Origin of the sequence: Pseudomonas sp. SORT22 (genome assembly GCF_018417635.1) — a bacterium.
Taxonomy (GTDB): Bacteria; Pseudomonadota; Gammaproteobacteria; order Pseudomonadales; family Pseudomonadaceae; genus Aquipseudomonas.
Map to the genome: position 1 here is coordinate 5,672,359 of NZ_CP071007.1, position 22,456 is coordinate 5,694,814.

The following is a 22,456-nucleotide window of genomic DNA, read 5'->3' on the forward strand; positions in this document are numbered from 1 at the left end:
ATTCTAGCCCTGATCAGGGCGCAAACCCAAGGCCGGGCCGCGCCATTCGTCTCGATCCGGACTCGCGGGTCAGCTCAGGCGCCAGGCTGCAAGGCCCAGGCACAGCCATCCGCCGAGAAACGCCAGGCCGCCAAAGGGAGTGATGATACCGAGCTTGCCGATGCCGCTCAGGGTCAGCACATACAGGCTACCGGAAAACAGCAGGATCCCCAGGGTGAACAGACCACCGGCCCACCCGACCAGACGCCCGGGCAGGTGCACCGACAGCACTGCTACCGCGAGCAGGGCCAGGGCGTGTACCAGCTGGTAGGTGACGCCGGTATGAAAGATCGCCAGGTATTCGCTGCTCAGCCGGCCCTTGAGGCCATGGGCAGCAAAGGCGCCCAGGGCCACGCCGGTAAAGCCGAAAAACGCCGAAAGCAGCAGAAAACTACGCAGCATTGGGAAGACTCCTAGTCAGCACAGGGTCTGTATAATGGCCCGCTCCATCGCTTCGGCCAAGCCATCGCCTATGCTGTCTTCCATTTTCCGTCGCCTCACCCGTGCCCTGCTGTGGTTTGCCGCAGGCAGCGCCCTGCTGGTGCTGGTGTTTCGCTGGGTGCCGCCGCCCGGCACCGCCCTGATGGTCGAGCGCAAGGTCGAGTCCTGGGTCGATGGCCAGCCGATCGACTTGCAACGGGACTGGGAGCCGTGGGAGCGAATCTCCGATGAGCTGAAAGTGGCTGTGATTGCTGGCGAAGACCAGAAGTTCGCCAACCACTGGGGCTTTGACTTCAACGCCATCCAGGCGGCGCTGGCCCATAACGAGCGCGGCGGCAGCATCCGCGGCGCCAGCACCTTGAGCCAGCAAGTGGCCAAGAACCAGTTCCTCTGGGCCGGCCGTAGCTGGTTGCGCAAGGGGCTCGAAGCCTGGTTCACCGCACTGATCGAGCTGCTATGGTCGAAAGAGCGGATTCTTGAGGTCTATCTCAACAGCGCCGAGTGGGGCGAAGGCGTGTTTGGTGCACAGGCGGCCGCCCGGCACCACTTCGGCGTCGATGCCAGCCAGCTTTCGCGCCAGCAGGCCAGCCTGCTGGCTGCGGTGCTGCCCAGCCCGCTGAACTGGAGCGCCAGCCGGCCCAGCACTTATGTGGCGCGACGCGCAGGCTGGATTCGCCAGCAGATGCGCCAGCTCGGCGGTAACAGCTACCTGGCCCAGCTGGACAGCCCACGTCGGGCACCTTGGAAGCAATAAAAAACCCGGCAAAGCGCACGCTTTGCCGGGTTTTTACTGCATGCCCATTACTGGGTAAACGTTTTAGAACGCGCCCATGTAGTCACGCTTGCCCACTTCTACACCGTTGTGACGCAGGATTGCGTAGGTGGTGGTGACGTGGAAGAAGAATTGCGGCAGGCCGTAGGTCAGCAAATAGGCCTGGCCACTGAAGCGCTTCTCTTTCGGCGTGCCCGGACGGGTCACGATTTCAATGCCTTCCTTGCCGTCGATCTGCGCCGGCGCAATGCCGTCCAGGAAAGCCAGGACCTTGCTGATCAGCGCTTGCAGCTCGGCAAAGGTGGTTTCGCTGTCATCGTATTTCGGCAACTCGACCTCAGCCAGGCGCGCCGAAACGCCCTTGGCGAAATCAACAGCGATCTGCACCTGGCGAACCAGCGGAAACATATCCGGATACAGGCGAGCCTGGAGGAAAACGCTTGGATCAATGTTTTTCGCCGTGGCGTGAGCTTCGGCCTTGTTCAGCACATCACTCAAGGCGTTGAGCATTTGCTTGAAGACAGGAACAGAAGCGGCATACAAGGAAATGGTCATAGCAGTCTCGACAAGGGTGGCGGAGAATCATGAAAAAGCCCCGACACGTCGGGGCTTTTTGGGTATTGCCGTTTCGCGGCTCAGATCGCGATCAAGGCTTTGACCTTGTTCATCGCGTTCTTTTCCAGCTGGCGGATCCGCTCGGCGGACACGCTGTATTTCTCGGCCAGGTCATGCAGGGTGGCCTTTTCCTCGGCCAGCCAGCGCTGATAGAGAATATCGCGGCTGCGGTCATCCAGGCCTTGCAGGGCTTCGTGCAGGTTGCTGGTGGAGTTGTCACTCCAGTCGGCATCCTCCAGTTGACGCGCAGGGTCGTAACGGTGGTCTTCCAGGTAGTTGGCCGGCGACTGGAATGCACTGTCGTCGTCGGCTTCACTGGCCGGGTCGAAGGCCATGTCCTGACCGGTCAGGCGGCTCTCCATTTCACGCACTTCACGCGGTTCGACACCCAGGCTTTCGGCGACACGATGAACTTCATCGTTGTTCAGCCAGGCTAGGCGTTTTTTCTGGCTGCGCAGGTTGAAGAACAGCTTGCGCTGGGCCTTGGTGGTCGCCACCTTGACGATGCGCCAGTTACGCAGGATGAACTCGTGAATCTCGGCCTTGATCCAGTGCACTGCAAAGGACACCAGGCGCACGCCCATTTCCGGGTTGAAGCGCTTGACCGCTTTCATCAGGCCAACGTTGCCTTCCTGAATCAGGTCGGCCTGGGCCAGCCCGTAGCCGGAATAGCTGCGAGCGATGTGTACAACAAAACGCAGGTGGGCGAGCACCATCTGCCGAGCCGCCCCAAGATCCTGCTCATAGTAGAGACTCTCGGCCAGTTCACGCTCCTGCTCGGGCGTCAGCAATGGAATGCTGTTGACCGTGTGCACATAGGCTTCCAGGTTTGCGCCGGGAACCAGGGCATAGGCAGGTTGCAACGAAGTGGTCATACGAAAAAACCTCCGACTCACTAAACTCGTGCCAAAGGCACTGCCAACATTGACCGGGAACCGCGAAACAAGTTCCCTAAAAATGAAAAGAGTCAATACCAGCAAAAAGACACTATCGCGGTGCAAGCTCGCTCAAGTGGCGGGCGACCGCAATCCAAGCACCGATATACCCTAACAACACCGCCCCAAGCAAGAGGGACAGACCATCGGCTGACGGAACCCCGGCCAAGGCAAAATCACTGCCGTACAGCCCGGAGAGCCCGATAACCGCGTCGTTCAGCCAGTTCAGGCCAAACGCCAGCACGCCCCAGGCCAATACCCCGGCACCCAGGCCATACAAGGCGCCCATGTACAGGAAAGGCCGGCGCACATAGCTGTCGGTGCCGCCGACCAGCTTGATCACCTCGATCTCGGTGCGGCGGTTCTCGATGTGCAGGCGAATTGTGTTACCAATTACCAAAAGCAGCGCCGAGACCAGCAAGACGGTCAGGCCGAAGACAAAGCGGTCGCCCAGTTTGAGAATCGCCGCCAGGCGCTCGACCCACACCAGGTCCAGTTGCGCGGCTTCGACCTTGGGCAGCTCGGCCAGGCGCTGACGCAGGGCTTCCAGCGCCGGCTTGTCGACCTCTGCGGGAGTCACCACCACGACCCCAGGCAACGGGTTCTCCGGCAGTTCGCGCAGGGCTTCGCCCAGGCCGGACTGCTGCTGGAACTCGTTGAGGGCCTGCTCGCGGCTGACGTATTCGGCCTCGGCAACCCCTGGCAAACCTTTGATCTGCTCGCGCAAGGCTTCGCCGTCGTGGCTGCTGGCATCGAGCTTCAAGTACAGGGAAATCTGCGCCGCGCGCTGCCACGAGCCACCCAGGCGCTCGACGTTGCTCAGCAGCAACGACAGGCCCATGGGCAGGCTCAGGGCCACGGCCATCACCAGGCAGGTAAAGAAGCTGCCGATCGGCTGCTTGCCCAGGCGCCGCAGGCTGTCGAGCAGGCTTGAGCGGTGGCTTTCCAGCCAGGCGTGCAGCAGGGTACGGAAATCCGGGCCGTCATCGTCGTGGCCGCCGCCGGTTTTTTTCTTTTCCGGCGCAGGGTCAGCGGCTTTTGGCGCTACCCGCTCGGAAACCTTGGGACTGCGTGTCGCACTCATTGCCCGGCCTCCCCATCGCCGATCAAGCGGCCGCGCTGCAGGGTCAGCATGCGATGGCGCATGCGCGCGATCAGCGCCAGGTCGTGACTGGCGATCAGTACGCTGGTGCCCAGGCGGTTGATATCTTCGAAAACGCCCATGATCTCCGCGGCCAGGCGCGGGTCGAGGTTACCGGTGGGTTCGTCCGCCAGCAGCAAGGCCGGGCGGTGAACGATGGCGCGGGCAATGCCGACGCGCTGCTGCTGGCCGGTAGACAGGTCACCCGGGTACAGCTCGGCCTTGTCCGACAGGGCCACGCGCTCGAGCGCCGAGTCGACCCGCTTGGCCACTTCGGCCTTGGACAAGCCGAGGATCTGCAGCGGCAGGGCGACGTTGTTGAATACGGTACGGTCGAACAGCAACTGGTGGTTCTGGAACACCACGCCGATCTGCCGGCGCAGGAACGGGATTTGCGCGTTGCTGATCTGCCCCAGGTCCTGCCCGGCCAGCAGCAGCTTGCCGCTGGTAGGGCGTTCCATGGCCAGCAGCAGGCGCAGCAGAGTACTTTTGCCGGCGCCGGAATGGCCGGTCACGAACAGGAATTCGCCCCGACGCACCCGAAAACTCAACTCATGCAGGCCAACGTGACCATTGGGGTAGCGCTTGGCGACCTGTTCGAATCGAATCATGGATGCTCCCGCTCGGCAAACAGTGCTTTCACGAAGGGTTCGGCTTCGAAGGTGCGCAGATCGTCAATCCCTTCGCCCACGCCAATATAGCGGATCGGCAGGCCGAACTGCTTGGCCAGGGCAAAGATCACCCCACCCTTGGCGGTACCGTCGAGCTTGGTCAGGGCCAGGCCGGTCAGTTCAACGCTCTGGTTGAAGTGCTTGGCCTGGTTGATGGCGTTCTGGCCAGTACCGGCGTCGAGCACCAGCAGCACCTCGTGCGGCGCGTCGGCATCGAGCTTGCCAATGACCCGGCGAACCTTCTTCAGCTCTTCCATCAGGTTGTCTTTGGTGTGCAGGCGGCCGGCGGTGTCGGCGATCAGCACATCGATGTTACGGGCCTTGGCGGCTTGCACGGCGTCGAAGATAACCGAAGCCGAATCGGCACCGGTGTGCTGGGCGATGACCGGGATCTGGTTACGCTCGCCCCAGACCTGCAACTGCTCGACCGCTGCGGCGCGGAAGGTGTCACCCGCGGCGAGCATGACCTTCTTGCCTTCAAGCTGCAGCTTCTTCGCCAGCTTGCCGATGGTGGTGGTCTTGCCGGCGCCATTGACGCCGACCACGAGGATCACGAACGGCTTGCTCTGGGCTTGAATGTGCAGCGGTTGCTCGACCGGCTTGAGCAGGTCGGCCAGCTCGTCTTGCAGCGACTTGTACAGCGCGTCGCTGTCGGCCAGCTGCTTGCGCGCGACCTTCTGGGTCAGACTCTGGACGATAACCGAGGTGGCTTCGACGCCAACATCGGCGGTCAGCAGGCGGGTTTCGATTTCATCAAGCAGGTCGTCATCGATGGCCTTCTTGCCGAGGAACAGGCTGGCCATGCCTTCGCCAATGCTGGCGCTGGTCTTCGACAGGCCCTGCTTGAGGCGGGCAAAGAAGCCGCCCTTGCTCTCTTCGCTGCGCACAGGTGCGGCTGGCTCGGCCGGGGCTGGCTCGGCAACCGGAACTGGCGCTGCAACAGCAGCAACTACAGGTACAGGCTCGGGTTCGGGCACTACCACTGGTTCCGGCGCTACAACCGGCTCAGGTGCAACCACCACCGGCTCAGGCGCGATGAACACTGGCTCAACCACTGGCGCGGGAGCAGGCTCCTGGCGCGGCGGAATCGGCGGCGGTGTGTGTGGCTCAAGGTCGGCGACCAGGGCAACCGGCTCTTCCGGCACGGGCAGCACCAGGCCGACGGGCGCTGCGGGCTGGACCTCGACCGGCGCCGCAACGGGCGCAACGGCAGCGGGCTCTGGAACAGCAACCGGTGCAGGCGCAACAACAGGTGCTGCAGCCACCTCGACCGGGGCAACGGCAGCCGGCGTTTCGACCGGCAACGCAGCCGGTTGCTCCGCTTCAGCCGGAATGGGGTTTTGCGGCTGTTCGGCTACGGGTTGCTGCGGTTTTTTGCGCAACCAGCCGAACAGGCCTTTCTTTTCACCAGCCGCGGCCGGCGTCTTTTTGTCGTCGTTGGAACCAAACATGGAAGACGGCTATCTCAGGGTAGCGATGCGCCACTGCGGCGCTTCTTAAATTCTTTTAACGCAGAACAGTCTACTTTTAATCCGGCTCGTTCTTGCGCAGCATTTTGTCATCAAGCCTTCGGGCTGGTTCCATGACAGGCATGGTCCTCAGGCAACCGGATCAGTATCCTAGCACCTCCAAGCCCGCCGACGCTAAGACCACGCGGGCAGTCCTACAGGTTAAACAACGTATGAATGCTCTAGCCCGCCGCGCCGCTGGCCTGTTGCTCAGCACAGTTTGTCTGCCGTTCGCGGCCTTCGCCGCCGATACGCAACCCACCCACGAATTCATTCTCGACAACGGCCTGAAAGTGGTCGTGCGCGAGGACCACCGGGCGCCGGTGGTGGTCTCGCAGATCTGGTACAAGGTCGGTTCGACCTACGAATCACCGGGCCAGACCGGCCTTTCCCATGCCCTGGAACACATGATGTTCAAAGGCAGCGAGAAGCTCGGCCCTGGCGAAGCCTCGCGCATCCTGCGCGACCTGGGCGCCGAAGAGAACGCTTTCACCAGCGACGACTACACCGCTTATTACCAGGTACTGGCCCGCGACCGCCTGCCGGTGGCCCTGGAGCTTGAAGCCGACCGCATGGCCAGCCTGCGCCTGCCGGCCGACGAGTTCAGCCGCGAGATCGAGGTCATCAAGGAAGAGCGCCGCCTGCGCACCGACGACCAGCCCAACGCCAAGGCCTTCGAGCTGTTCAGCGCCATGGCTTTTCCGGCCAGCAGCTACCGCACCCCGACCATCGGCTGGATGGCAGACCTTGACCGCATGAAGGTCGAGGAACTGCGCCACTGGTACGAGTCCTGGTACGTGCCGAACAACGCCACCCTGGTGGTGGTTGGCGATGTCACCGTCGACGAGGTCAAGGGCCTGGCCCAGCGCTTCTTCGGCGCCATCCCGAAACGCGCGGTGCCACCGGCCAAGCTGCCACTCGAACTGGCCGAGCCGGGCCTGCGGGAAACCACCCTGCATGTGCAAACCCAGCTGCCGAGCCTGATCTACGGTTTCAACACCCCGGGCCTGGCCACCGCCAAGGACCCGCGCAGCGTGCACGCCCTGCGGCTGATCTCGGCATTGCTCGACGGCGGCTACAGCGCGCGCCTGCCAAGCCGCCTGGAGCGCGGCCAGGAGCTGGTCACCGGGGCGTCGTCGAGCTACAACCCGTTCACCCGCGGCGACAGCCTGTTCGTGATCTCGGCCATGCCGAACCTGCAAAAGCACAAGACCCTGGCCGACGTCGAAGCCGGTATCTGGAAGCTGCTCGACGAGCTGAAAACCACCCCGCCGTCGGCTGAAGAGCTTGAGCGCGTACGTGCCCAGGTCATCGCCGGGCTGGTCTACGACCGTGACTCGATCAGCAGCCAGGCCACCGCCATCGGCCAACTGGAAACCGTCGGCCTGTCGTGGAAACTGATCGACAGCGAGCTGGACGAGCTCAAAAGCGTGACCCCGGCCGACATCCAGAACGCCGCCCGTACTTATTTCACCCATGAACGCCTGAGCGTTGCCCATGTACTGCCCGAGGAGAACGCTCATGAGTGAACGCAGCGCACCCCGCTACACCCTGATCGGCCTGGGCCTGTTGTTGCTGATTGGCCTGCTGGCGTTCTTCCTGGCCAAACCTGCGCAATCGGATAACGCCGCGCAACCGGCTGCGGTCACCGAAGCCAAGGCGGCCAACACCCTGCAATCGCTGGCCGAGCTGGATGGCAAGGCGCCAAGCCGCCGGCAACTGAACATCCAGACCTGGAACACCGCCGAAGGCGCCCGCGTGCTGTTCGTCGAAGCCCGCGAGCTGCCGATGTTCGACCTGCGCCTGACTTTCGCCGCCGGCAGTAGCCAGGACGGCGATGCCCCGGGGCTGGCGACCCTGACCAACGCCATGCTCAACGAAGGCGTGGCCGGCAAGGACGTCACCGCCATTGCCGAAGGCTTCGAAGGCCTGGGCGCCGACTTTGGCAACGGCGCCTACCGCGACATGGCCGTGGCCTCGCTGCGCAGCCTGAGCGCGGCCGACAAGCGCGAACCTGCGCTCAAGCTGTTCGCCGAAGTGGTCGGCAAGCCGACCTTCCCGCAGGACGCCCTGGCGCGCATCAAGAACCAGATGCAGGCCGGCTTCGAATACCAGAAGCAGAACCCCGGCAAGCTGGCCAGCATCGAGCTGTTCGAGCGCCTGTACGGCACCCACCCCTATGCCCACCCGAGTGACGGCACCGCCAAGAGCATTGCGCCGATCACCCTGGAGCAACTGCGTGCCTTCCACGCCAAGGCCTATGCCGCTGGCAATACGGTGATCGCCCTGGTCGGCGACCTGAGCCGCAGCGAAGCCGAAGCCATTGCCGCACAGGTGTCCTCGGCCCTGCCAAAAGGCCCGGCCCTGGCCAAAGTGGCCCAGCCAAGCGAACCCAAGGCCGGCGCAACCCACATTGACTTCCCGTCCAAGCAGACCCACCTGATGCTCGCGCAACTGGGCATTGATCGTAACGATCCGGACTACCCGGCGTTGTCGCTGGGCAACCAGATCCTCGGGGGTGGCACCTTCGGCACCCGCCTGATGAGCGAAGTGCGCGAGAAACGCGGCCTGACCTACGGCGTATACTCGGTGTTCAGCCCGATGCAGGTGCGTGGCCCGTTCATGATCAACCTGCAGACCCGTGCCGAGCTCAGCGAAGGCACCCTCAAGCTGGTCCAGGACATCCTCGCCGACTACCTCAAGAGCGGCCCGAGCCAGGCTGAGCTGGACGACGCCAAGCGGGAACTGGCCGGCAGCTTCCCGCTGTCCAATGCCAGCAACGCCAGCATCGTTGGCCAACTGGGTGCCATCGGCTTCTACAACCTGCCACTGACCTGGCTGGAAGACTACATGCAGCAGTCCCAGCAACTGACCACTGAACAGGTCAAGGCAGCGCTGAACAAACACCTGGCCGCTGACAAGATGGTTATCGTCACCGCCGGGCCAAGCGTGCCGCAAAAACCCTTGCCGCCGCCCACTGACAAACCCGCCGAGCAACCGCTTGGCGTACCGGAGCATTAATGGCCAGTCCATCCGCAAAACCGGCCAAGCCGCACCACGGCCAGGGCCAGCTGCGCATCATTGCCGGCGAATGGCGCAGCCGGCGCCTGGGCTTCCCTGACGCGCCGGGCCTGCGCCCAACCCCGGACCGGGTCCGCGAGACCCTGTTCAACTGGCTTGCCCCGCACATCGAAGGAGCCAAGGTGCTCGACGCCTACACCGGCAGCGGCGCCCTGTACCTCGAAGCGCTGTCCCGTGGCGCGGGCGATTCCGTGGCCCTGGACAGCAACCCGGCGGCCATCGCCAGCCTGCGGCAGAACCTCGAGACCCTGCGCTGCCCTCGCGGCCAGGTGATCCAGACCGACGCCCAGCGCTACCTGCAGGGTGAGCCGAAGCTGGCCTTCGACCTGGTGTTCCTCGATCCGCCGTTCAACCAGGGCTTGCTGCCGACCACCTGCGCCCTGCTTGAAGAGCGTCAGTGGCTGGCCGAAAACGCCTGGATCTACACCGAGAGCGAAACCCCGCCATCGACCTTGCAGTTGCCCGGCAACTGGCGCCTGCACCGCGAGAAAAAGGCCGGCCAGGTCTACTACGCACTCTGGCAGCGCGGCTAAGCAATCAGCACGACCCGGCCGCCGCCGGGTCGTGCCCGCTAAATATCTAACGCCTTTCACCTTTACGCTTGCTTGATCGTGCGCCTTGTTTTCAACCACAAGGACCACTGTCATGGATCGACGCACCTCCCTCAGGAGCAGCCTGCTCGGCCTGTTTCTGCTATCCGGCCAGGCCCTGGCCGAACCCTCCATTCGCCATGAGTTCACCCTCGACAACGGCCTGCACGTAGTCATCAGCGAAGACCGCCGGGCGCCCGTGGTCACCACACATATGCTGGTCAAGGTCGGTTCGAGCCATGAGTACCCCGGGCAGTCCGGTTTGTCCCACGCCCTCGAACACCTGCTCTACCGAGGCAGTGCCAAGACCGCCCCGGGTCAGCTCTCACAGATCATCGAACGCCTGGGCGGCGAGGACAACGCCTACACCCTCCGTGACTTCACCGTGCATCATCAGACGCTCCCCAGTGATCGGCTGGCTGTAGCGCTGGAGCTCAATGCCGATCTGCTCAAAGGCGCAGTGCTCAGCGAACACGAGTTCGTTCGCGAGATCGAAGCGGTCAAGGCTGAGCGGCGAGAGAATGTCGATAGCGATCCATTGCTAAGGCTCTTTGAGCAACTGCAGGCCATTGCCTACCCGCAAAGCAGCTATCACACCCCGGTGATCGGCTGGATGAGCGATCTGCAGCGCATGCACAACGAAGAACTGCGCGCCTGGTATCGCACCTGGTACGCGCCCAACAATGCCACGCTGATCATCGTTGGCGATGTACAGCGTGATGCGGTGAAACGCGAGGTTGAAAAGTATTTTGCCGGTTTCCCCCGCCAAGACCTGCCGTTCATTAAGAAGCCCCTTCAGACCGCTGCCCCCGGCCCCCGTCAGGTTACGGTCTACGAAGATGTCAGTACGCCAACCCTGGTCATGGCCTTCAACGTGCCGACCTATGCCAGCGCAGCGTCGGCAACCGACGTACATGCCTTGCGCCTGCTTTCGGCCCTGCTGGGCAAAGGCTTGAGCGCCCGCCTCAGCACCCGGCTGGAGCGCCAGCAAACTCTGCTGACACGCCCTGAAGTCAGCTACGACCCGGTGGCCAGGGGCGATAACCTGTTCGAGATCCAGGCTTCAATCAATACCGTTCAGCCCAGACCACTGGACGAACTGCAAGCGGCGATCTGGGCACAACTGCAGGCACTGAAAAAAAACCCTCCCGAACCTGACGAACTTGCCCGGGCGCGAACACTGCTGCTGGCAGAAAACACCTTCGCCCGCGACACCCTCGACTATCAGGCCGGCGACTTGGCTGCCCTGCTCGGCAGCGGCTTGCCAGCCGCTCAACTGGACAATGATGCCGACGACCTGGCGCGAATAACGCCTGAACAACTACAGCAGGCTGCCAACACCTACTTCACCCGCGAACGGCTTACGGTCGCCTACCTGCAGGCCAAGGAGGCCGATGATGAATAAGTTCAGGAGAAACCTTTTACCGATCGTCCTGTTGATAGCATCTGTCACTGCATACGCCCAGAGCGCTGCGGCTGAGCTGCAATCCCTGAAATCCACCGCCCCCCTGACAAGCATCCCTCAATTGCCGATCGAATCGTGGCACACGCCTCAGGGCAGCCAGGTGTTGTTTGTGCAGAACAACCATTTGCCGATGTTTGACCTGCAGGTTGTATTCGCTGCCGGCAGCGCCCGCGATGATGGCGCAGCAGGCCTGGCACAACTCACCCTGGGCATGCTCGATGAGGGCGCAGGCCAGTACGATGCCCTGCAGGTTGCCGAAGGCTTCGATGCGGTCGGCGCACAGTTTCACAAGCAGGCCGGGCGAGACAGCCTGGCCGTAACCCTGCGCAGCCTCAGCAGCCAGGAGCACAGCAGCAAAGCCGTCGGCTTGCTGACAGGTGTGCTCGGCAAACCGCAACTTGCCGATGACAAGCTGCAGGCGATCAAGGATCAGCTCACCAGCCAGCTCATACAACGCCAGGAGTTCCAGAACTACAGGGCCACCGACCTGCTTTACCAACATGCTTACGCCAATCACCCCTATGCGACGAACAGCACCGGCACCAGGCAGGCAATTGAATCGCTGACCATTGCCGATATCCGCGCATTTCACCAGCAAGCGTTCGCTGCGGGCAATGCACTGATCACCCTGGTCGGTGACCTTTCGCTTGAGCAGGCTCAAGCCATTGCGCTTCAAGTTTCGTCAGCACTGCCCGACGGGCCGGCACTCTCACCTTTACCCGTGCCCGCTGCTTTCGAGTCGGAGATCTATCACCTTGAGCATTCGGGCAGCCAGGCGCTGTTGTTGTTTGCCATACCCGGCATCAACGTGCACCATGCCGATGCACCGGCGCTGACCCTGGCCAATCTGATTCTGGGCGGCCCCGGTGCGACTTCGCGCCTGTTCGATGAACTGCGCAGCCAACGTGGTTTGACCTATGGCGCCAGATCAAAGCTGATCCAGCACCCTGCCAGCGGCCTCTGGACCTTTACCACTGCGGTCGAGGCCAGGTACCGCGATGCCAGCATGGCGTTGCTCGAGCAATTACTTGCAGACTACGCCGCACAGGGGCCGACCGCGCAGGAGGTTGAAGGCGCGAAGCACAAGCTGCGCGGCAGCTACCTGTTGGGTTCAGTGAGCAACCAGCAGATCAGCGATATCCTGACCCACACCGGGGTCAACCAGTTGCCGCTGGACAACCGCCAGGCGTTTCTCGACAAGCTCCAGGCGCTGACCCTGGATCAGCTGAAAGTCGCGTTGAAAAAACACCTGAAGCTCGACAAGCTGGTGCAAATCAGTGTCGGCCCGACGGTCGAACAAGACGCCTTGCCGAACATCGAGCCTGCAACCGGCTGATCGGTGCGGGCAACTGCCAGTAACCGGACATACACTTGTCTGAAACAGATCTGCGAGTACGCCACGATGTTTGCCTCAACCCCCAGCCCCTTCAAACCCGCCCTGGGGCTGGGCAATCCGCACATGCAGACGCTCTGGGGGCCACTATGGCGCAAGTCAGCGGCCCTGAGCCGCCAGCGCGAACGTCTGTGGCTGGCTGATGGCGATTTCCTCGACATCGACTGGCACGGCCCCCATGAAGCGACAACCCCGGTGGTGCTGGTGCTGCACGGGCTCACCGGCTCGTCCAGCTCGCCGTACGTCATCGGCATGCAGCAGGCCCTGGCCGACCGTGGCTGGGCCAGCGTGGCGCTGAACTGGCGCGGCTGCTCGGGCGAACCCAACCTGCTGCCACGCAGCTACCATTCCGGTGCCAGCGAAGACCTGGCCGAAGCCATTGATCACCTGCGCGCCCAGCGCCCGCAAGCGCCGTTGTATGCCGTGGGTTATTCGCTGGGCGGCAATGTGCTGCTCAAGCACCTGGGCGAAGCCGGCTCGGCCAGCCAGTTGCAGGCGGCGGTGGCGGTGTCGGTGCCGTTTCGCCTGGACCAGTGCGCCGACCGCATCGGCCTGGGTTTTTCCCGGGTGTACCAGGCGCATTTCATGCGCGCCATGCTCGCTTATGTGAAGGACAAGCAGCGCCACTTCCAGCATCACGGCCACCACGAAGGGCTGGCCGCGCTGGAGCGCCTGGGGCCGCTGGAAAACCTGCGCACCTTCTGGGATTTCGACGGCCGGGTGACCGCGCCGCTCAATGGCTTTAGCGATGCCAAGGACTACTACCGACGTGCTTCCAGCCGGTATTTTCTGGGCGAGAACCGCACGCCGACGCTGATCATCCATTCCAGCGATGATCCCTTCGTGTTCGCCCATAGCTTGCCAGCAGCCAATGAACTGGCGGCGCAGACCACCTTTGAGCTGCATGCGCGGGGCGGACATGTAGGGTTTGTCGATGGCAGCGTGCGGAATCCGGGGTATTACCTGGAGCGGCGGATTCCGCAGTGGCTGGCTGGAAACTGACCCGCGATGCTTTTCAGTCGCCAGTGGCCACCGCCCGCTTGGAGTCGGTAATCCACTCACTCCACGAGCCCGCATACAGCTTGCCCAGCGGATACCCCGCCAGCGCCAGGGCAAACAGGTTGTGGCAAGCCGTCACCCCCGACCCGCAGTAAGCGACCAGTTGCTCTGGCGAACGCTTGTCCAGCTTCTGGGCAAAGCGCTGGTTGAGCTGCTCGGCCGGCAGAAACCGCCCGTCGGCGCCGAGGTTGTCGGTAAAGGCTGCGCATTGTGCACCGGGAATATGCCCGGCCACCGGATCGATCGGCTCGACCTCGCCGCGAAAGCGCGGCAGGCCACGGGCATCGATCAACGTAAGCTCCGGCTTGCCCAGGCGCTCGCCCAACTGCGCAGCATCCAGCACCAGGCTGGCGTCCGGCTCACCACTGAAGTTGCCTTCGCGCCTGACCGGCGGATCGAGGCTCAGCGGCAGCCCGGCCGCGTGCCAGGCCTTGAGGCCGCCATCGAGGATGAATACACCACTGCGCTTGCCCAGCCAGGCCAGCAGCCACCAGGCCCTGGCCGCGAAGGCACCTGGACCGTCGTCGTAGAGGACGATTTCGCTGTCGTTGTCGATGCCCCAGTCCCGCAGGCGCTCGACCAGACGCTCCGGGTCCGGCAACGGGTGGCGGCCGGTCACGCCCTTGATGATCGGCCCGCTGAGGTCGCGCTCAAGGTCGGCAAAGTGCGCCCCGGCAATATGCCCCTCGGCATAACTGCGCTGACCATAATCGATGTCTTCCAGGGCAAAACGGCAATCGAGAATCACCAGCGCCGGCGCCTCCAGGCGTTCGGCCAATTGCTGGGCGGTGATCAGTTGCGCGAGGGGCATGACAGTCTCCTGAACGATTGAACGGATAAGGCCCGGGCGTTATTGCTCCAGCGCCTGGTTAAGCGAAACGTAGAACTCCTGGCACAAGGCGTCGACGGCGGGGCGCGCCTTGGCGGTGACGAAGCCAAGCTCCAGCACCAATACCTGATAGACACCGCGCTTGAAGGCTTCTTCACTCAAGTGCGCGGAATTTTCGCGAGTGGTACAGAGAAAACGCACCCAGGACGTAAGCACGATCCAGGCATTGAGGGTCAGCGACTCGATCTGCACGCTGTCCATCTCGACGATGCCGGCCTCGACAAAGCCGCGGTAGATCGCCTGGCCCTGCAGCAGGCAGCGCTGGGAGAAGCGCCGGTAACGGGCGGCCAGTTCCTTGTCGCTGTCGAGCAGGTGTTCCAGGTCGCGGTGCAGAAAGCGGTAGTTCCACATCGCCGCCAGCAACGCCTTGAGGTAGAAGCGCTTGTCTTCGACTGTTGCAACACGCCCCTGGGGCGGGCGCAAAAAGCTTTCCACCAGCTCTTCATACTGGGTGAAGAGCACGGCGATGATTTCCTGCTTGTTGGCGAAGTGGTAGTACAGGTTGCCGGGCGAAATCTCCATGTGCGCGGCAATGTGGTTAGTGCTGACACTGCGCTCGCCCTGCTGGTTGAACAGCTCCAGGCTGTTCTGCACGATGCGCTCGCGGGTCTTGATACGCGGGGCCATGATCAATTCCAGGCGTTGAGCTTGAATGAATAGGTCCATCTTACGGTGTATCCACACCGGTATGTACCCGCAGGCGCTGTGAAAAACAGTCGCACCGGGCACATATTAGAGTATATGCTCTAGAAAACCTGCCTTGCCGTGGAGTTTCGCATGCTCGCCGACGCTACTCGCTCCCTGCCGCCCACCGAATTCGCCGCCCTTGACGCGGTGTTCGCCACCCAGCGCCAGGCCTTTGCCGGCAACCCCCTGCCCTCTGCGCCACAGCGCCGGCAATGGCTGAAAAGCCTGCGCGAAGCCCTGCTGGAGCAACAGGACGCGTTGATCGCAGCGATCAACGAGGATTTCTCTGGCCGTAGCGCCAACGAAACCCTGCTGGCCGAATTGATGCCGAGCATTCAGGGCCTGCGCCATGGCGAAAAGCACCTCAAGCAGTGGATGAAAGCCTCCAGGCGCAAGGTCGGCCTGGCCTTCCAGCCGGCCAGCGCCGAGGTCCAGTACCAACCGCTGGGAGTGGTCGGCATCATCGTGCCGTGGAACTACCCGCTGTTTCTTGCCATCGGCCCGCTGACCTGCGCCCTGGCCGCCGGCAACCGGGTAATGCTCAAGCTCAGCGAAGCAACCCCGGCGACCGGCCTGTTGCTCCAGCAACTGCTCGACAAGATCTTCCCCGAAGACCTGGTCAGCGTGGTGCTGGGTGAGGCCGACGTTGCCCAGGCCTTCTCGCGCCTGCCGTTCGATCACCTGCTGTTTACCGGGGCCACCAGCGTCGGCCGCCAGGTGATGCTCGCCGCCGCGCACAACCTAACGCCAGTGACCCTGGAACTGGGCGGCAAATCGCCGGCCATTGTCTCGGCCAGCGTGCCGCTGGCCGACGCCGCCGAACGCATCGCCTTCGGCAAGACCCTCAACGCCGGCCAGACCTGCGTGGCTCCCGACTACGTGCTGGTGCCACGTGATCGCCTGGGGGACTTCGCCACGGCCTACCGCGACGTCGTGCGGCGCTTTTACCCGACCCTGGCCGACAACCCGGACTACAGCGCGATCATCAACCCGCGCCACCTGGCCCGCCTGGAGAGTTATCTCGAGGATGCCCGCAGCAAGGGCGCCGAGATCATCGACCTGTACCCACAAGAGCCACGCCATGGCCGGCGCCTGCCGCCGCACCTGCTGCTCGGAGTCAGCGACGACATGCGCGTGATGCAGGACGAAATCTTCGGCCCGCTGCTGCCGTTGGTGCCCTACGACAGCCTCGACCAGGCGCTGGCCTACATCAATCAACGCCCGCGCCCACTGGCGCTGTATTACTTCGGCTACGAGCGCAGCGAGCAGCAACGGGTACTGGAACAGACCCACTCTGGCGGCGTGTGCCTCAACGACACCCTGTTGCACGTCGCCCAGGACGACCTGCCGTTCGGCGGCATTGGCCCCTCGGGCATGGGCCATTACCACGGCCATGAAGGTTTCCTGACCTTCAGCAAGGCCAAGGCGGTGTTCGCCAAGCAGCGTTTCAACGCCGCGCGGCTGATCTACCCGCCTTACGGCAAGGGGCTGCTCAAGCTGGTGTACACACTGTTCATTCGCTGAAAAACCACCCTCGGGCCTGATAACAATGACCACAAGCCTGCCTGTAAACCCCGCGCTGAGCCGGCGTGGGCTGCTCAAGTTCAGCCTCGGCGCCAGCGCCTTGCTTGCCACCGCCGGGTTGGGCGCCAGCCTTAGCGGCTGCTCGGCGCAAACACCGGCCAGCGGCTTCATTACCCTGCGCGAAAACGACTTGCCGATCCTCCACGCGCTGATTCCGGTAGTCCTGGCTGGCACCCAGGCGGCGGACAACCGCGAAGCCTTGCTGCGCGGGCTGGACAACAAGCTCGCCGCGCTGTCGCCGGCCATGCTCAAGTTGACCCGGCAACTGTTCGACGTGCTCGCCATGACGCTCACCCGCGGGCCGTTGACCGGCATCTGGGGCAGTTGGGACAACGCCAGCAGTGTGCAGATCGAAGCCTTTTTGCAGCGCTGGCAGGACAGCTCGCTGAACCTGCTGCGCATGGGCCATGCCTCGCTGCTGCAACTGCTGCACATGGCCTGGTACGAACTGCCGCAATCCTGGGCCCATTGCGGCTACCCAGGGCCACCCAAGGTCTGATCCACCGATAACCACAAGAGGCTGAACATGCCCGTACCCGACCTGTTTCGCGACGGCCTTGGCCGTGGCTGGAAAACCCGTGATGCCTCGCGCCTGGACCAGGACCTGAGCCTTGAAACCGACATCGCCATTATCGGCAGCGGCGCCGGCGGCGCCACCAGTGCCGAGCTGCTCAGTGCTGCAGGCTTCAAGGTACTGCTCATCGAAGAAGGCCCGCTGAAAACCAGCAGCGACTTTCACATGCTCGAAGACCAGGCCTACGCCAGCCTCTACCAGGAAGGCATCGGGCGTATGAGCAAGGACGGCGCCATCACCATCCTGCAAGGCCGCGCAGTCGGCGGCACTACCCTGATCAACTGGACCTCGAGCTTTCGCACCCCCGCGCCAACCCTGGAGCACTGGGCCCGCGAACACGGGGTAAAAGGCCTGAGCAGCGCCGAATTGGCGCCCTGGTTCGCACGCATGGAACAGCGCCTGGGTATCGAGCCATGGATCATGCCGCCCAACGCCAACAACGAAGCACTGCGCCGCGGCTGCGAAGCGCTGGGCTACAGCTGGAAAGTGATCCCGCGCAACGTGCGCGGCTGCTGGAACCTGGGCTATTGCGGCATGGGTTGCCCGGTCAACGCCAAGCAGTCGATGCTGGTCACCAGCATCCCGGCGACCCTTGAGCACGGCGGCGAGCTGCTGTACCTGGCCCGCGCCGAGCGCCTGGAACACAACGGCGAACAGATCAGCGGCCTGCAGTGCGTGGCCATGGACGCGCGCTGCGTCGAGCCCACTGGCCGGCAGATCCGGGTCAAGGCCCGGCATTACATCCTTGCCGGTGGCGGCATCAACAGCCCCGGCCTGCTGCTGCGCTCGGACGCTCCGGACCCCCATGAGCGCCTGGGCAAGCGGACCTTCCTGCACCTGGTCAACTTCAGCGCCGGGCTGTTCAAGGACAAGGTCAATCCGTTCTACGGCGCGCCGCAGTCGATCTACTCCGACCATTTCCAGTGGCGCGACGGCGTCAACGGGCCGATCGGCTACAAGCTCGAGGTGCCGCCCCTGCACCCGGCGCTGGCCAGCACCTTGCTGGGCAGCTTCGGCAAGGACAACGCCCTGCGCATGGAGCAACTGCCGCACACCCACGTGATGCTCGCCCTGCTGCGCGACGGTTTTCACCCCGACAGCGTCGGCGGCGAGGTGCAGTTGCGCGGCGATGGCTCGCCGGTGCTCGACTACCCGCTGTCGGCCTATGCCTGGGACGGCGTGCGCCGGGCTTTCCAGAGCATGGCCGAGATCCAGTTCGCCGCTGGCGCCGACAGCGTGATGCCGGTGCACAGCGATGCCCGCCATGCAAAAAACCTGGCCGAGGCGCGGCAGATGATCGACGGCCTGAACCTTGAACTGTTTCGTACCCGCCTGGGCAGCGCCCATGTCATGGGCGGCTGCGCCATGGGCGAAGACCCGCGCCAGGCGGTGTGCGACAGCCTGGGCCGGCACCATCAGCTGGAAAACCTGTCGATTCACGACGGCTCGCTGTTCCCCACCAGCATCGGCGCCAACCCGCAATTGTCGGTGTACGGCCTCAGTGCCCGGCTCAGCGACGCCCTGGCCGCGCGCCTGGTGGCTGGCAGATGACAACAAATGGCCGCACTGTCTATAGTGCCTTCAGCGTGGTCGGGCGACTTGGCCGACCGCCACTGCTGCGATACCATCCGACTCCCCAACGCACTCCTGCCAGGACGACGCGATGAACCGAGTGTTGTACCCAGGTACTTTCGACCCTATTACCAAGGGCCATGGCGATCTGGTCGAGCGTGCCTCGCGGCTGTTCGACCAGGTGATCATTGCGGTCGCCGCCAGCCCGAAGAAAAACCCACTGTTCCCGCTGGAGCAACGGGTGGAACTGGCTCGCGAGGTCACCAAGCACCTGCCCAATGTCGAAGTCATCGGCTTCTCCACTTTGCTGGCGCATTTCGCCAAGGAACAGCAGGCCAATGTGTTCCTGCGCGGCCTGCGGGCTGTTTCAGACTTCGAGTACGAGTTCCAGCTGGCGAACATGAACCGCCAACTGGCGCCCGACGTCGAGAGCCTGTTCCTCACCCCTTCAGAGCGCTATTCGTTCATTTCCTCGACCCTGGTCCGGGAAATCGCGGCGCTGGGCGGTGACATCACTAAATTCGTCCACCCGGTGGTGGCCGAGGCCCTGACCGAACGCTTCAAGAAGTGACATCGGTGATTTGACCATGGCGCCCGCGTGCACTGCGGGCGCTAATGCGGCACAATTGTGCCCATTGGTTTTCAAATGCCCGGGTTCTGAGCCCTGGCCGGAGTCCCCATGTCCCTGATCATCACCGACGATTGCATCAACTGCGACGTCTGCGAACCCGAGTGCCCGAACGCTGCGATCTCTCAAGGCGAAGAGATCTACGTGATCGACCCCAACCTGTGCACCCAGTGCGTCGGCCACTACGACGAGCCGCAATGCCAGCAAGTCTGCCCGGTTGACTGCATCCCGCTGGATGAAGCGCATCCGGAGAGCGAAGAGCAGCTGATGGAAAAATACCGCCGAATTACCGGCAAGGCCTGATGCCGTTCGTCGCCCGGCTTGCCCCGCTGGTCCTTGGCGCCGTACTGGCGCTGGGGATGGTCAGTGCCCAGGCACAAGGCCCGGGCCGCGCGGCGATTGCCACGCCGCATAGCGACGCGACTGCCGCCGCACGTGAAATTCTCGAGCAGGGCGGTAACGCCTTTGACGCCGCCATTGCCGTCAGCGCCGCGCTGGCGGTGGTCGAGCCTTATGGTTCAGGCCTGGGCGGCGGCGGCTTCTTCCTGCTGCGCGAGGGCGACACACCCGCCCGCTATGCCTTTATCGATGCCCGCGAGCGCGCACCTGGCAAGGCCAGCGAAGCCATGTACCTCAAGGACGGCAAGGTCCAGCCGGGCTTGTCGATCAATGGCCCGCTGGCGGCGGCGATTCCCGGCTTGCCGGCAGCCCTCGCCGACCTTGCTGCCCATTACGGCAAGCTGCCACTGAAAAGTACCCTGGCCCCGGCTATTCGCCTGGCCAACCAGGGCTTTGCCGTCGACCGCATCTATCGCGACCGCGCGCAGATGCGCTTGAGCGCACTGCGCGACGATCCAGAAAGCGCCCGTCTGTTCCTGATCAACGGTGAAGTGCCGGCCCTGGGCGCTAAAATCCGCCAACCGCAACTGGCCATAACCCTTGAACGTATCGCCAGCCAGGGCCGCGACGGTTTCTATGCCGGCCCGACCGCCCAGGCCATGGTGCAGGGGGTACAGGCCGCGGGCGGGATCTGGAGCCTGGATGACCTGGCCAACTACCGCACCGCCAAACGCGAGCCGCTGCGCTACCAACTGGCCAATCAACGCGAACTGATCAGCGCCCCGCCGCCCTCGGCCGGTGGCGTGGCCCTGGCCCAGAGCCTGGCGATGCTGCAGCGCCTGCCCTGGCAGAGCGCCGAGCCTGTACAGCGCAGCCATTACGTACTGGAAGTATTGCGCCGGGCCTACCGTGACCGCGGCCTGCTCGGCGATCCGGACTACGTCAGCAATCCGATACCACAGCTGCTCGCGCGTAATTACCTGACGTCGCTGGCCGACAGCATCGACGTCCGCCAGGCCACGCCCAGCAGCAGCCTGCCCCCCGCCCCGGCCTGGCGCGAGGGCGATCACACCACCCACTTTGCAGTGATCGACGCTGACGGCAATGCCGTGGCCGCGACGCTGTCGGTCAACCTGCCGTTCGGCGCCGCGTTTACTGCCCCGGGCACCGGCGTGGTGCTGAACAACGAAATGGACGACTTTGCCGCCGACCCGCGTGGCAGCAACAGTTACGGCCTGGCCGGCAGCCAGGCCAATGCCGTGGCCGCCGGCAAACGGCCGCTGTCGAGCATGAGCCCGAGCTTTATCGAGAGCCCGACCCAGTTCGCCGCCTTCGGCACGCCGGGCGGCAGCCGTATTCCGAGCATGGTGCTGCTGTCGATGATGGGCTTTCTTGAGGGCCGGCCGGTGGCCGAATGGCCGGCGGTGCCGCGCTATCACCACCAGTACCTGCCCGATGTGGTCGAGCACGAACCGGGGGCTTTCAGCACCGGGCAGCAGCGCGAGCTGCAAGCACGCGGCTACCCGCTCAAGGACCTGGGCCGCAGCTATGGCAATCAGCAAGTGCTGTACTGGGACAAGGCCGGGCAAACCCTCGAAGCCGCCAGCGACCCCCGCGGCGTGGGCGCCGCGCAAGTGCTCAGCCCGCGCTGAGCACCTTCACTTCTGGCAGCGCGGGCAGTAGACGCTGGCGCGCTGGCCAAGCTTGACCTCACGCAGGATGCTGCCGCAGACCTTGCACGGCTCTTCCCCGCGCCCGTAGACGAACAGTTCCTGCTGGAAGTAGCCCGGCTGGCCGTCGCCGCCGATAAAGTCGCGCAAGGTGGTGCCGCCGCGCTCGATGGCGCAGGCGAGGATGCGTTTGATCTCGATCGCAAGCTTCAGGTAGCGCGCCCGGGAAATGCCCCCGGCTTCGCGGCGCGGGTCGATACCGGCAGCGAACAGCGCCTCGGTTGCATAGATATTGCCAACCCCGACCACCACCGCGTTGTCCATGATGAACGGCTTGACCGCCATCGACTTGCCCCGCGACAGCTGGAACAACCGCTCGCCGTCGAACAGATCGGTCAATGGCTCCGGGCCGAGCTTGATCAGCAGCTCATGGTTGAGCGGATCGAGGCTCCAGAGCATCGCGCCGAAGCGCCGCGGGTCGGTGTAGCGCAAGGCCAGGCCCGACTCCAGTTCGATATCCACATGCTCGTGCTTGGCCGCCGGCAATCCAATCTCGACCAGGCGCAAATTACCGGACATGCCCAGGTGGCTGATCAGGGTGCCCACTTCGGCATTGAGCAGCAGGTACTTGGCGCGCCGCTCGACCTTGACGAAGCGCTGCCCGGAAAGGCGAATGTCGAGGTCCTCGGGGATCGGCCAGCGCAGGCGCCGGTCGCGCACGATTACCCGGCTGACCCGCTGGCCCTCCAGGTAGGGCGCAATACCGCGCCGGGTGGTTTCGACTTCTGGCAATTCCGGCATGG

Annotated in this window: 22 protein-coding genes; 13 read left to right on the top strand and 9 right to left on the bottom strand. The window is 63.8% G+C overall.

Translation table 11 applies throughout. The features are described from left to right. Positions 1 to 69: 69 nt before the first annotated feature. Positions 70 to 441, bottom strand: a complete 372-nt coding sequence (locus JYG36_RS25990) for a DUF423 domain-containing protein (RefSeq protein ID WP_045193969.1) — start codon at positions 439 to 441, stop codon at positions 70 to 72. Between the two features lie 34 nt (positions 442 to 475). Between JYG36_RS25990 and mtgA the strand changes: the two genes are divergently transcribed. Continuing rightward, the gene (gene mtgA, locus JYG36_RS25995; RefSeq protein WP_176794197.1) at positions 476 to 1,234 is read left to right on the top strand and encodes a monofunctional biosynthetic peptidoglycan transglycosylase; all 759 of its coding nucleotides are present in this window, start codon (positions 476 to 478) and stop codon (positions 1,232 to 1,234) included. Between the two features lie 63 nt (positions 1,235 to 1,297). Here the strand turns inward: mtgA and JYG36_RS26000 are convergent, their stop codons facing one another. The 5 genes from JYG36_RS26000 to ftsY all read right to left on the bottom strand — a co-directional run bounded on the left by JYG36_RS26000 (position 1,298) and on the right by ftsY (position 6,065). Beyond that, positions 1,298 to 1,807 carry a DUF1993 domain-containing protein gene (locus tag JYG36_RS26000; RefSeq protein ID WP_045193971.1) on the bottom strand — a complete coding sequence of 170 codons (510 nt, stop codon included), beginning with the start codon at positions 1,805 to 1,807 and terminating at the stop codon, positions 1,298 to 1,300. 80 nt (positions 1,808 to 1,887) lie between these two features. Next, a complete protein-coding gene (gene rpoH, locus JYG36_RS26005; protein ID WP_038997660.1) occupies positions 1,888 to 2,742 on the bottom strand; it encodes an RNA polymerase sigma factor RpoH in 855 nt (284 codons plus the stop codon). A gap of 112 nt (positions 2,743 to 2,854) precedes the next feature. After that, positions 2,855 to 3,886 carry a permease-like cell division protein FtsX gene (ftsX, locus tag JYG36_RS26010; RefSeq protein WP_093377228.1) on the bottom strand — a complete coding sequence of 344 codons (1,032 nt, stop codon included), beginning with the start codon at positions 3,884 to 3,886 and terminating at the stop codon, positions 2,855 to 2,857. Next, positions 3,883 to 4,554 carry a cell division ATP-binding protein FtsE gene (ftsE, locus tag JYG36_RS26015; protein WP_010222191.1) on the bottom strand — a complete coding sequence of 224 codons (672 nt, stop codon included), beginning with the start codon at positions 4,552 to 4,554 and terminating at the stop codon, positions 3,883 to 3,885. Before ftsE ends, ftsX begins: the two co-directional genes overlap by 4 nt. Beyond that, positions 4,551 to 6,065, bottom strand: a complete 1,515-nt coding sequence (gene ftsY / locus JYG36_RS26020) for a signal recognition particle-docking protein FtsY (RefSeq protein WP_213602725.1) — start codon at positions 6,063 to 6,065, stop codon at positions 4,551 to 4,553. The genes ftsE and ftsY overlap by 4 nt, the downstream gene beginning before the upstream one ends. A 230-nt stretch (positions 6,066 to 6,295) precedes the next feature. On the opposite strand from ftsY, the gene JYG36_RS26025 reads away from it, so the two are divergent. From JYG36_RS26025 to JYG36_RS26050, 6 genes are all read left to right on the top strand, one after another. Further along, complete coding sequence (locus JYG36_RS26025) at positions 6,296 to 7,651, top strand: M16 family metallopeptidase (RefSeq protein ID WP_213602727.1); 1,356 nt, start codon at positions 6,296 to 6,298, stop codon at positions 7,649 to 7,651. Further along, positions 7,644 to 9,143, top strand: coding sequence for a M16 family metallopeptidase (locus tag JYG36_RS26030; RefSeq protein WP_045193975.1), 1,500 nt, complete (start codon positions 7,644 to 7,646; stop codon positions 9,141 to 9,143). The genes JYG36_RS26025 and JYG36_RS26030 overlap by 8 nt, the downstream gene beginning before the upstream one ends. After that, positions 9,143 to 9,736 carry a 16S rRNA (guanine(966)-N(2))-methyltransferase RsmD gene (gene rsmD, locus JYG36_RS26035; RefSeq protein ID WP_045193976.1) on the top strand — a complete coding sequence of 198 codons (594 nt, stop codon included), beginning with the start codon at positions 9,143 to 9,145 and terminating at the stop codon, positions 9,734 to 9,736. Before JYG36_RS26030 ends, rsmD begins: the two co-directional genes overlap by 1 nt. Before the next feature lie 112 nt (positions 9,737 to 9,848). After that, positions 9,849 to 11,198 (top strand): M16 family metallopeptidase, encoded by a 1,350-nt coding sequence (locus JYG36_RS26040; RefSeq protein WP_213602729.1) that lies wholly within the window; start codon positions 9,849 to 9,851, stop codon positions 11,196 to 11,198. 121 nt (positions 11,199 to 11,319) lie between these two features. After that, positions 11,320 to 12,594, top strand: a complete 1,275-nt coding sequence (locus JYG36_RS26045; protein ID WP_213602731.1) for a M16 family metallopeptidase — start codon at positions 11,320 to 11,322, stop codon at positions 12,592 to 12,594. A gap of 66 nt (positions 12,595 to 12,660) precedes the next feature. Further along, positions 12,661 to 13,653: a hydrolase gene (locus JYG36_RS26050; protein WP_213602733.1), complete on the top strand. Its 993-nt coding sequence runs from the start codon at positions 12,661 to 12,663 to the stop codon at positions 13,651 to 13,653. Positions 13,654 to 13,666: 13 nt separating this feature from the next. On the opposite strand, the gene JYG36_RS26055 is transcribed toward JYG36_RS26050, so the two are convergent. Together JYG36_RS26055 and JYG36_RS26060 are read right to left on the bottom strand one after the other, a co-directional pair. After that, positions 13,667 to 14,521, bottom strand: coding sequence for a sulfurtransferase (locus tag JYG36_RS26055; protein ID WP_213602735.1), 855 nt, complete (start codon positions 14,519 to 14,521; stop codon positions 13,667 to 13,669). A 39-nt stretch (positions 14,522 to 14,560) separates the two neighbouring features. Next, a complete protein-coding gene (locus JYG36_RS26060; protein WP_045201895.1) occupies positions 14,561 to 15,226 on the bottom strand; it encodes a TetR/AcrR family transcriptional regulator in 666 nt (221 codons plus the stop codon). Positions 15,227 to 15,376: 150 nt separating this feature from the next. On the opposite strand from JYG36_RS26060, the gene JYG36_RS26065 reads away from it, so the two are divergent. The 6 genes from JYG36_RS26065 to ggt all read left to right on the top strand — a co-directional run bounded on the left by JYG36_RS26065 (position 15,377) and on the right by ggt (position 21,635). Further along, entirely contained in the window at positions 15,377 to 16,810 is a 1,434-nt protein-coding gene (locus JYG36_RS26065; RefSeq protein WP_213602737.1) for a coniferyl aldehyde dehydrogenase, read from the top strand. 25 nt (positions 16,811 to 16,835) lie between these two features. Then, positions 16,836 to 17,369: a twin-arginine translocation pathway signal protein gene (locus tag JYG36_RS26070; RefSeq protein WP_093377265.1), complete on the top strand. Its 534-nt coding sequence runs from the start codon at positions 16,836 to 16,838 to the stop codon at positions 17,367 to 17,369. A gap of 27 nt (positions 17,370 to 17,396) precedes the next feature. Beyond that, positions 17,397 to 18,995, top strand: coding sequence for a GMC family oxidoreductase (locus JYG36_RS26075; RefSeq protein ID WP_213602739.1), 1,599 nt, complete (start codon positions 17,397 to 17,399; stop codon positions 18,993 to 18,995). 112 nt (positions 18,996 to 19,107) lie between these two features. Continuing rightward, positions 19,108 to 19,587: a pantetheine-phosphate adenylyltransferase gene (gene coaD / locus JYG36_RS26080; RefSeq protein ID WP_038997673.1), complete on the top strand. Its 480-nt coding sequence runs from the start codon at positions 19,108 to 19,110 to the stop codon at positions 19,585 to 19,587. Positions 19,588 to 19,695: 108 nt separating this feature from the next. After that, positions 19,696 to 19,947 carry a YfhL family 4Fe-4S dicluster ferredoxin gene (locus JYG36_RS26085; protein ID WP_093377271.1) on the top strand — a complete coding sequence of 84 codons (252 nt, stop codon included), beginning with the start codon at positions 19,696 to 19,698 and terminating at the stop codon, positions 19,945 to 19,947. Next, the gene (gene ggt, locus JYG36_RS26090) at positions 19,947 to 21,635 is read left to right on the top strand and encodes a gamma-glutamyltransferase (protein WP_213602741.1); all 1,689 of its coding nucleotides are present in this window, start codon (positions 19,947 to 19,949) and stop codon (positions 21,633 to 21,635) included. The genes JYG36_RS26085 and ggt overlap by 1 nt, the downstream gene beginning before the upstream one ends. Before the next feature lie 6 nt (positions 21,636 to 21,641). Here ggt and mutM read toward each other — a convergent pair whose 3' ends face one another. After that, positions 21,642 to 22,454 carry a bifunctional DNA-formamidopyrimidine glycosylase/DNA-(apurinic or apyrimidinic site) lyase gene (gene mutM / locus JYG36_RS26095; RefSeq protein ID WP_045201873.1) on the bottom strand — a complete coding sequence of 271 codons (813 nt, stop codon included), beginning with the start codon at positions 22,452 to 22,454 and terminating at the stop codon, positions 21,642 to 21,644. Positions 22,455 to 22,456 lie beyond the last annotated feature (2 nt).

Bases quoted from the DNA above. Each gene is read 5' to 3' on its own strand.
- JYG36_RS26025 (WP_213602727.1), top strand. From the start codon at position 6,296: ATGAATGCTCTAGCCCGCCGCGCCGCTGGCCTGTTGCTCAGCACAGTT.
- JYG36_RS26055 (WP_213602735.1), bottom strand. From the start codon at position 14,521: ATGCCCCTCGCGCAACTGATCACCGCCCAGCAATTGGCCGAACGCCTG.
- JYG36_RS26000 (WP_045193971.1), bottom strand. From the start codon at position 1,807: ATGACCATTTCCTTGTATGCCGCTTCTGTTCCTGTCTTCAAGCAAATG.
- JYG36_RS26070 (WP_093377265.1), top strand. From the start codon at position 16,836: ATGACCACAAGCCTGCCTGTAAACCCCGCGCTGAGCCGGCGTGGGCTG.
- JYG36_RS25990 (WP_045193969.1), bottom strand. From the start codon at position 441: ATGCTGCGTAGTTTTCTGCTGCTTTCGGCGTTTTTCGGCTTTACCGGC.
- JYG36_RS26065 (WP_213602737.1), top strand. From the start codon at position 15,377: ATGCTCGCCGACGCTACTCGCTCCCTGCCGCCCACCGAATTCGCCGCC.
- JYG36_RS26030 (WP_045193975.1), top strand. From the start codon at position 7,644: ATGAGTGAACGCAGCGCACCCCGCTACACCCTGATCGGCCTGGGCCTG.
- mtgA (WP_176794197.1), top strand. From the start codon at position 476: ATGGCCCGCTCCATCGCTTCGGCCAAGCCATCGCCTATGCTGTCTTCC.
- ftsY (WP_213602725.1), bottom strand. From the start codon at position 6,065: ATGTTTGGTTCCAACGACGACAAAAAGACGCCGGCCGCGGCTGGTGAA.
- mutM (WP_045201873.1), bottom strand. From the start codon at position 22,454: ATGCCGGAATTGCCAGAAGTCGAAACCACCCGGCGCGGTATTGCGCCC.
- JYG36_RS26075 (WP_213602739.1), top strand. From the start codon at position 17,397: ATGCCCGTACCCGACCTGTTTCGCGACGGCCTTGGCCGTGGCTGGAAA.
- ftsX (WP_093377228.1), bottom strand. From the start codon at position 3,886: ATGAGTGCGACACGCAGTCCCAAGGTTTCCGAGCGGGTAGCGCCAAAA.
- JYG36_RS26060 (WP_045201895.1), bottom strand. From the start codon at position 15,226: ATGGCCCCGCGTATCAAGACCCGCGAGCGCATCGTGCAGAACAGCCTG.
- ggt (WP_213602741.1), top strand. From the start codon at position 19,947: ATGCCGTTCGTCGCCCGGCTTGCCCCGCTGGTCCTTGGCGCCGTACTG.
- coaD (WP_038997673.1), top strand. From the start codon at position 19,108: ATGAACCGAGTGTTGTACCCAGGTACTTTCGACCCTATTACCAAGGGC.
- rpoH (WP_038997660.1), bottom strand. From the start codon at position 2,742: ATGACCACTTCGTTGCAACCTGCCTATGCCCTGGTTCCCGGCGCAAAC.
- ftsE (WP_010222191.1), bottom strand. From the start codon at position 4,554: ATGATTCGATTCGAACAGGTCGCCAAGCGCTACCCCAATGGTCACGTT.
- JYG36_RS26040 (WP_213602729.1), top strand. From the start codon at position 9,849: ATGGATCGACGCACCTCCCTCAGGAGCAGCCTGCTCGGCCTGTTTCTG.
- JYG36_RS26085 (WP_093377271.1), top strand. From the start codon at position 19,696: ATGTCCCTGATCATCACCGACGATTGCATCAACTGCGACGTCTGCGAA.
- JYG36_RS26050 (WP_213602733.1), top strand. From the start codon at position 12,661: ATGTTTGCCTCAACCCCCAGCCCCTTCAAACCCGCCCTGGGGCTGGGC.
- rsmD (WP_045193976.1), top strand. From the start codon at position 9,143: ATGGCCAGTCCATCCGCAAAACCGGCCAAGCCGCACCACGGCCAGGGC.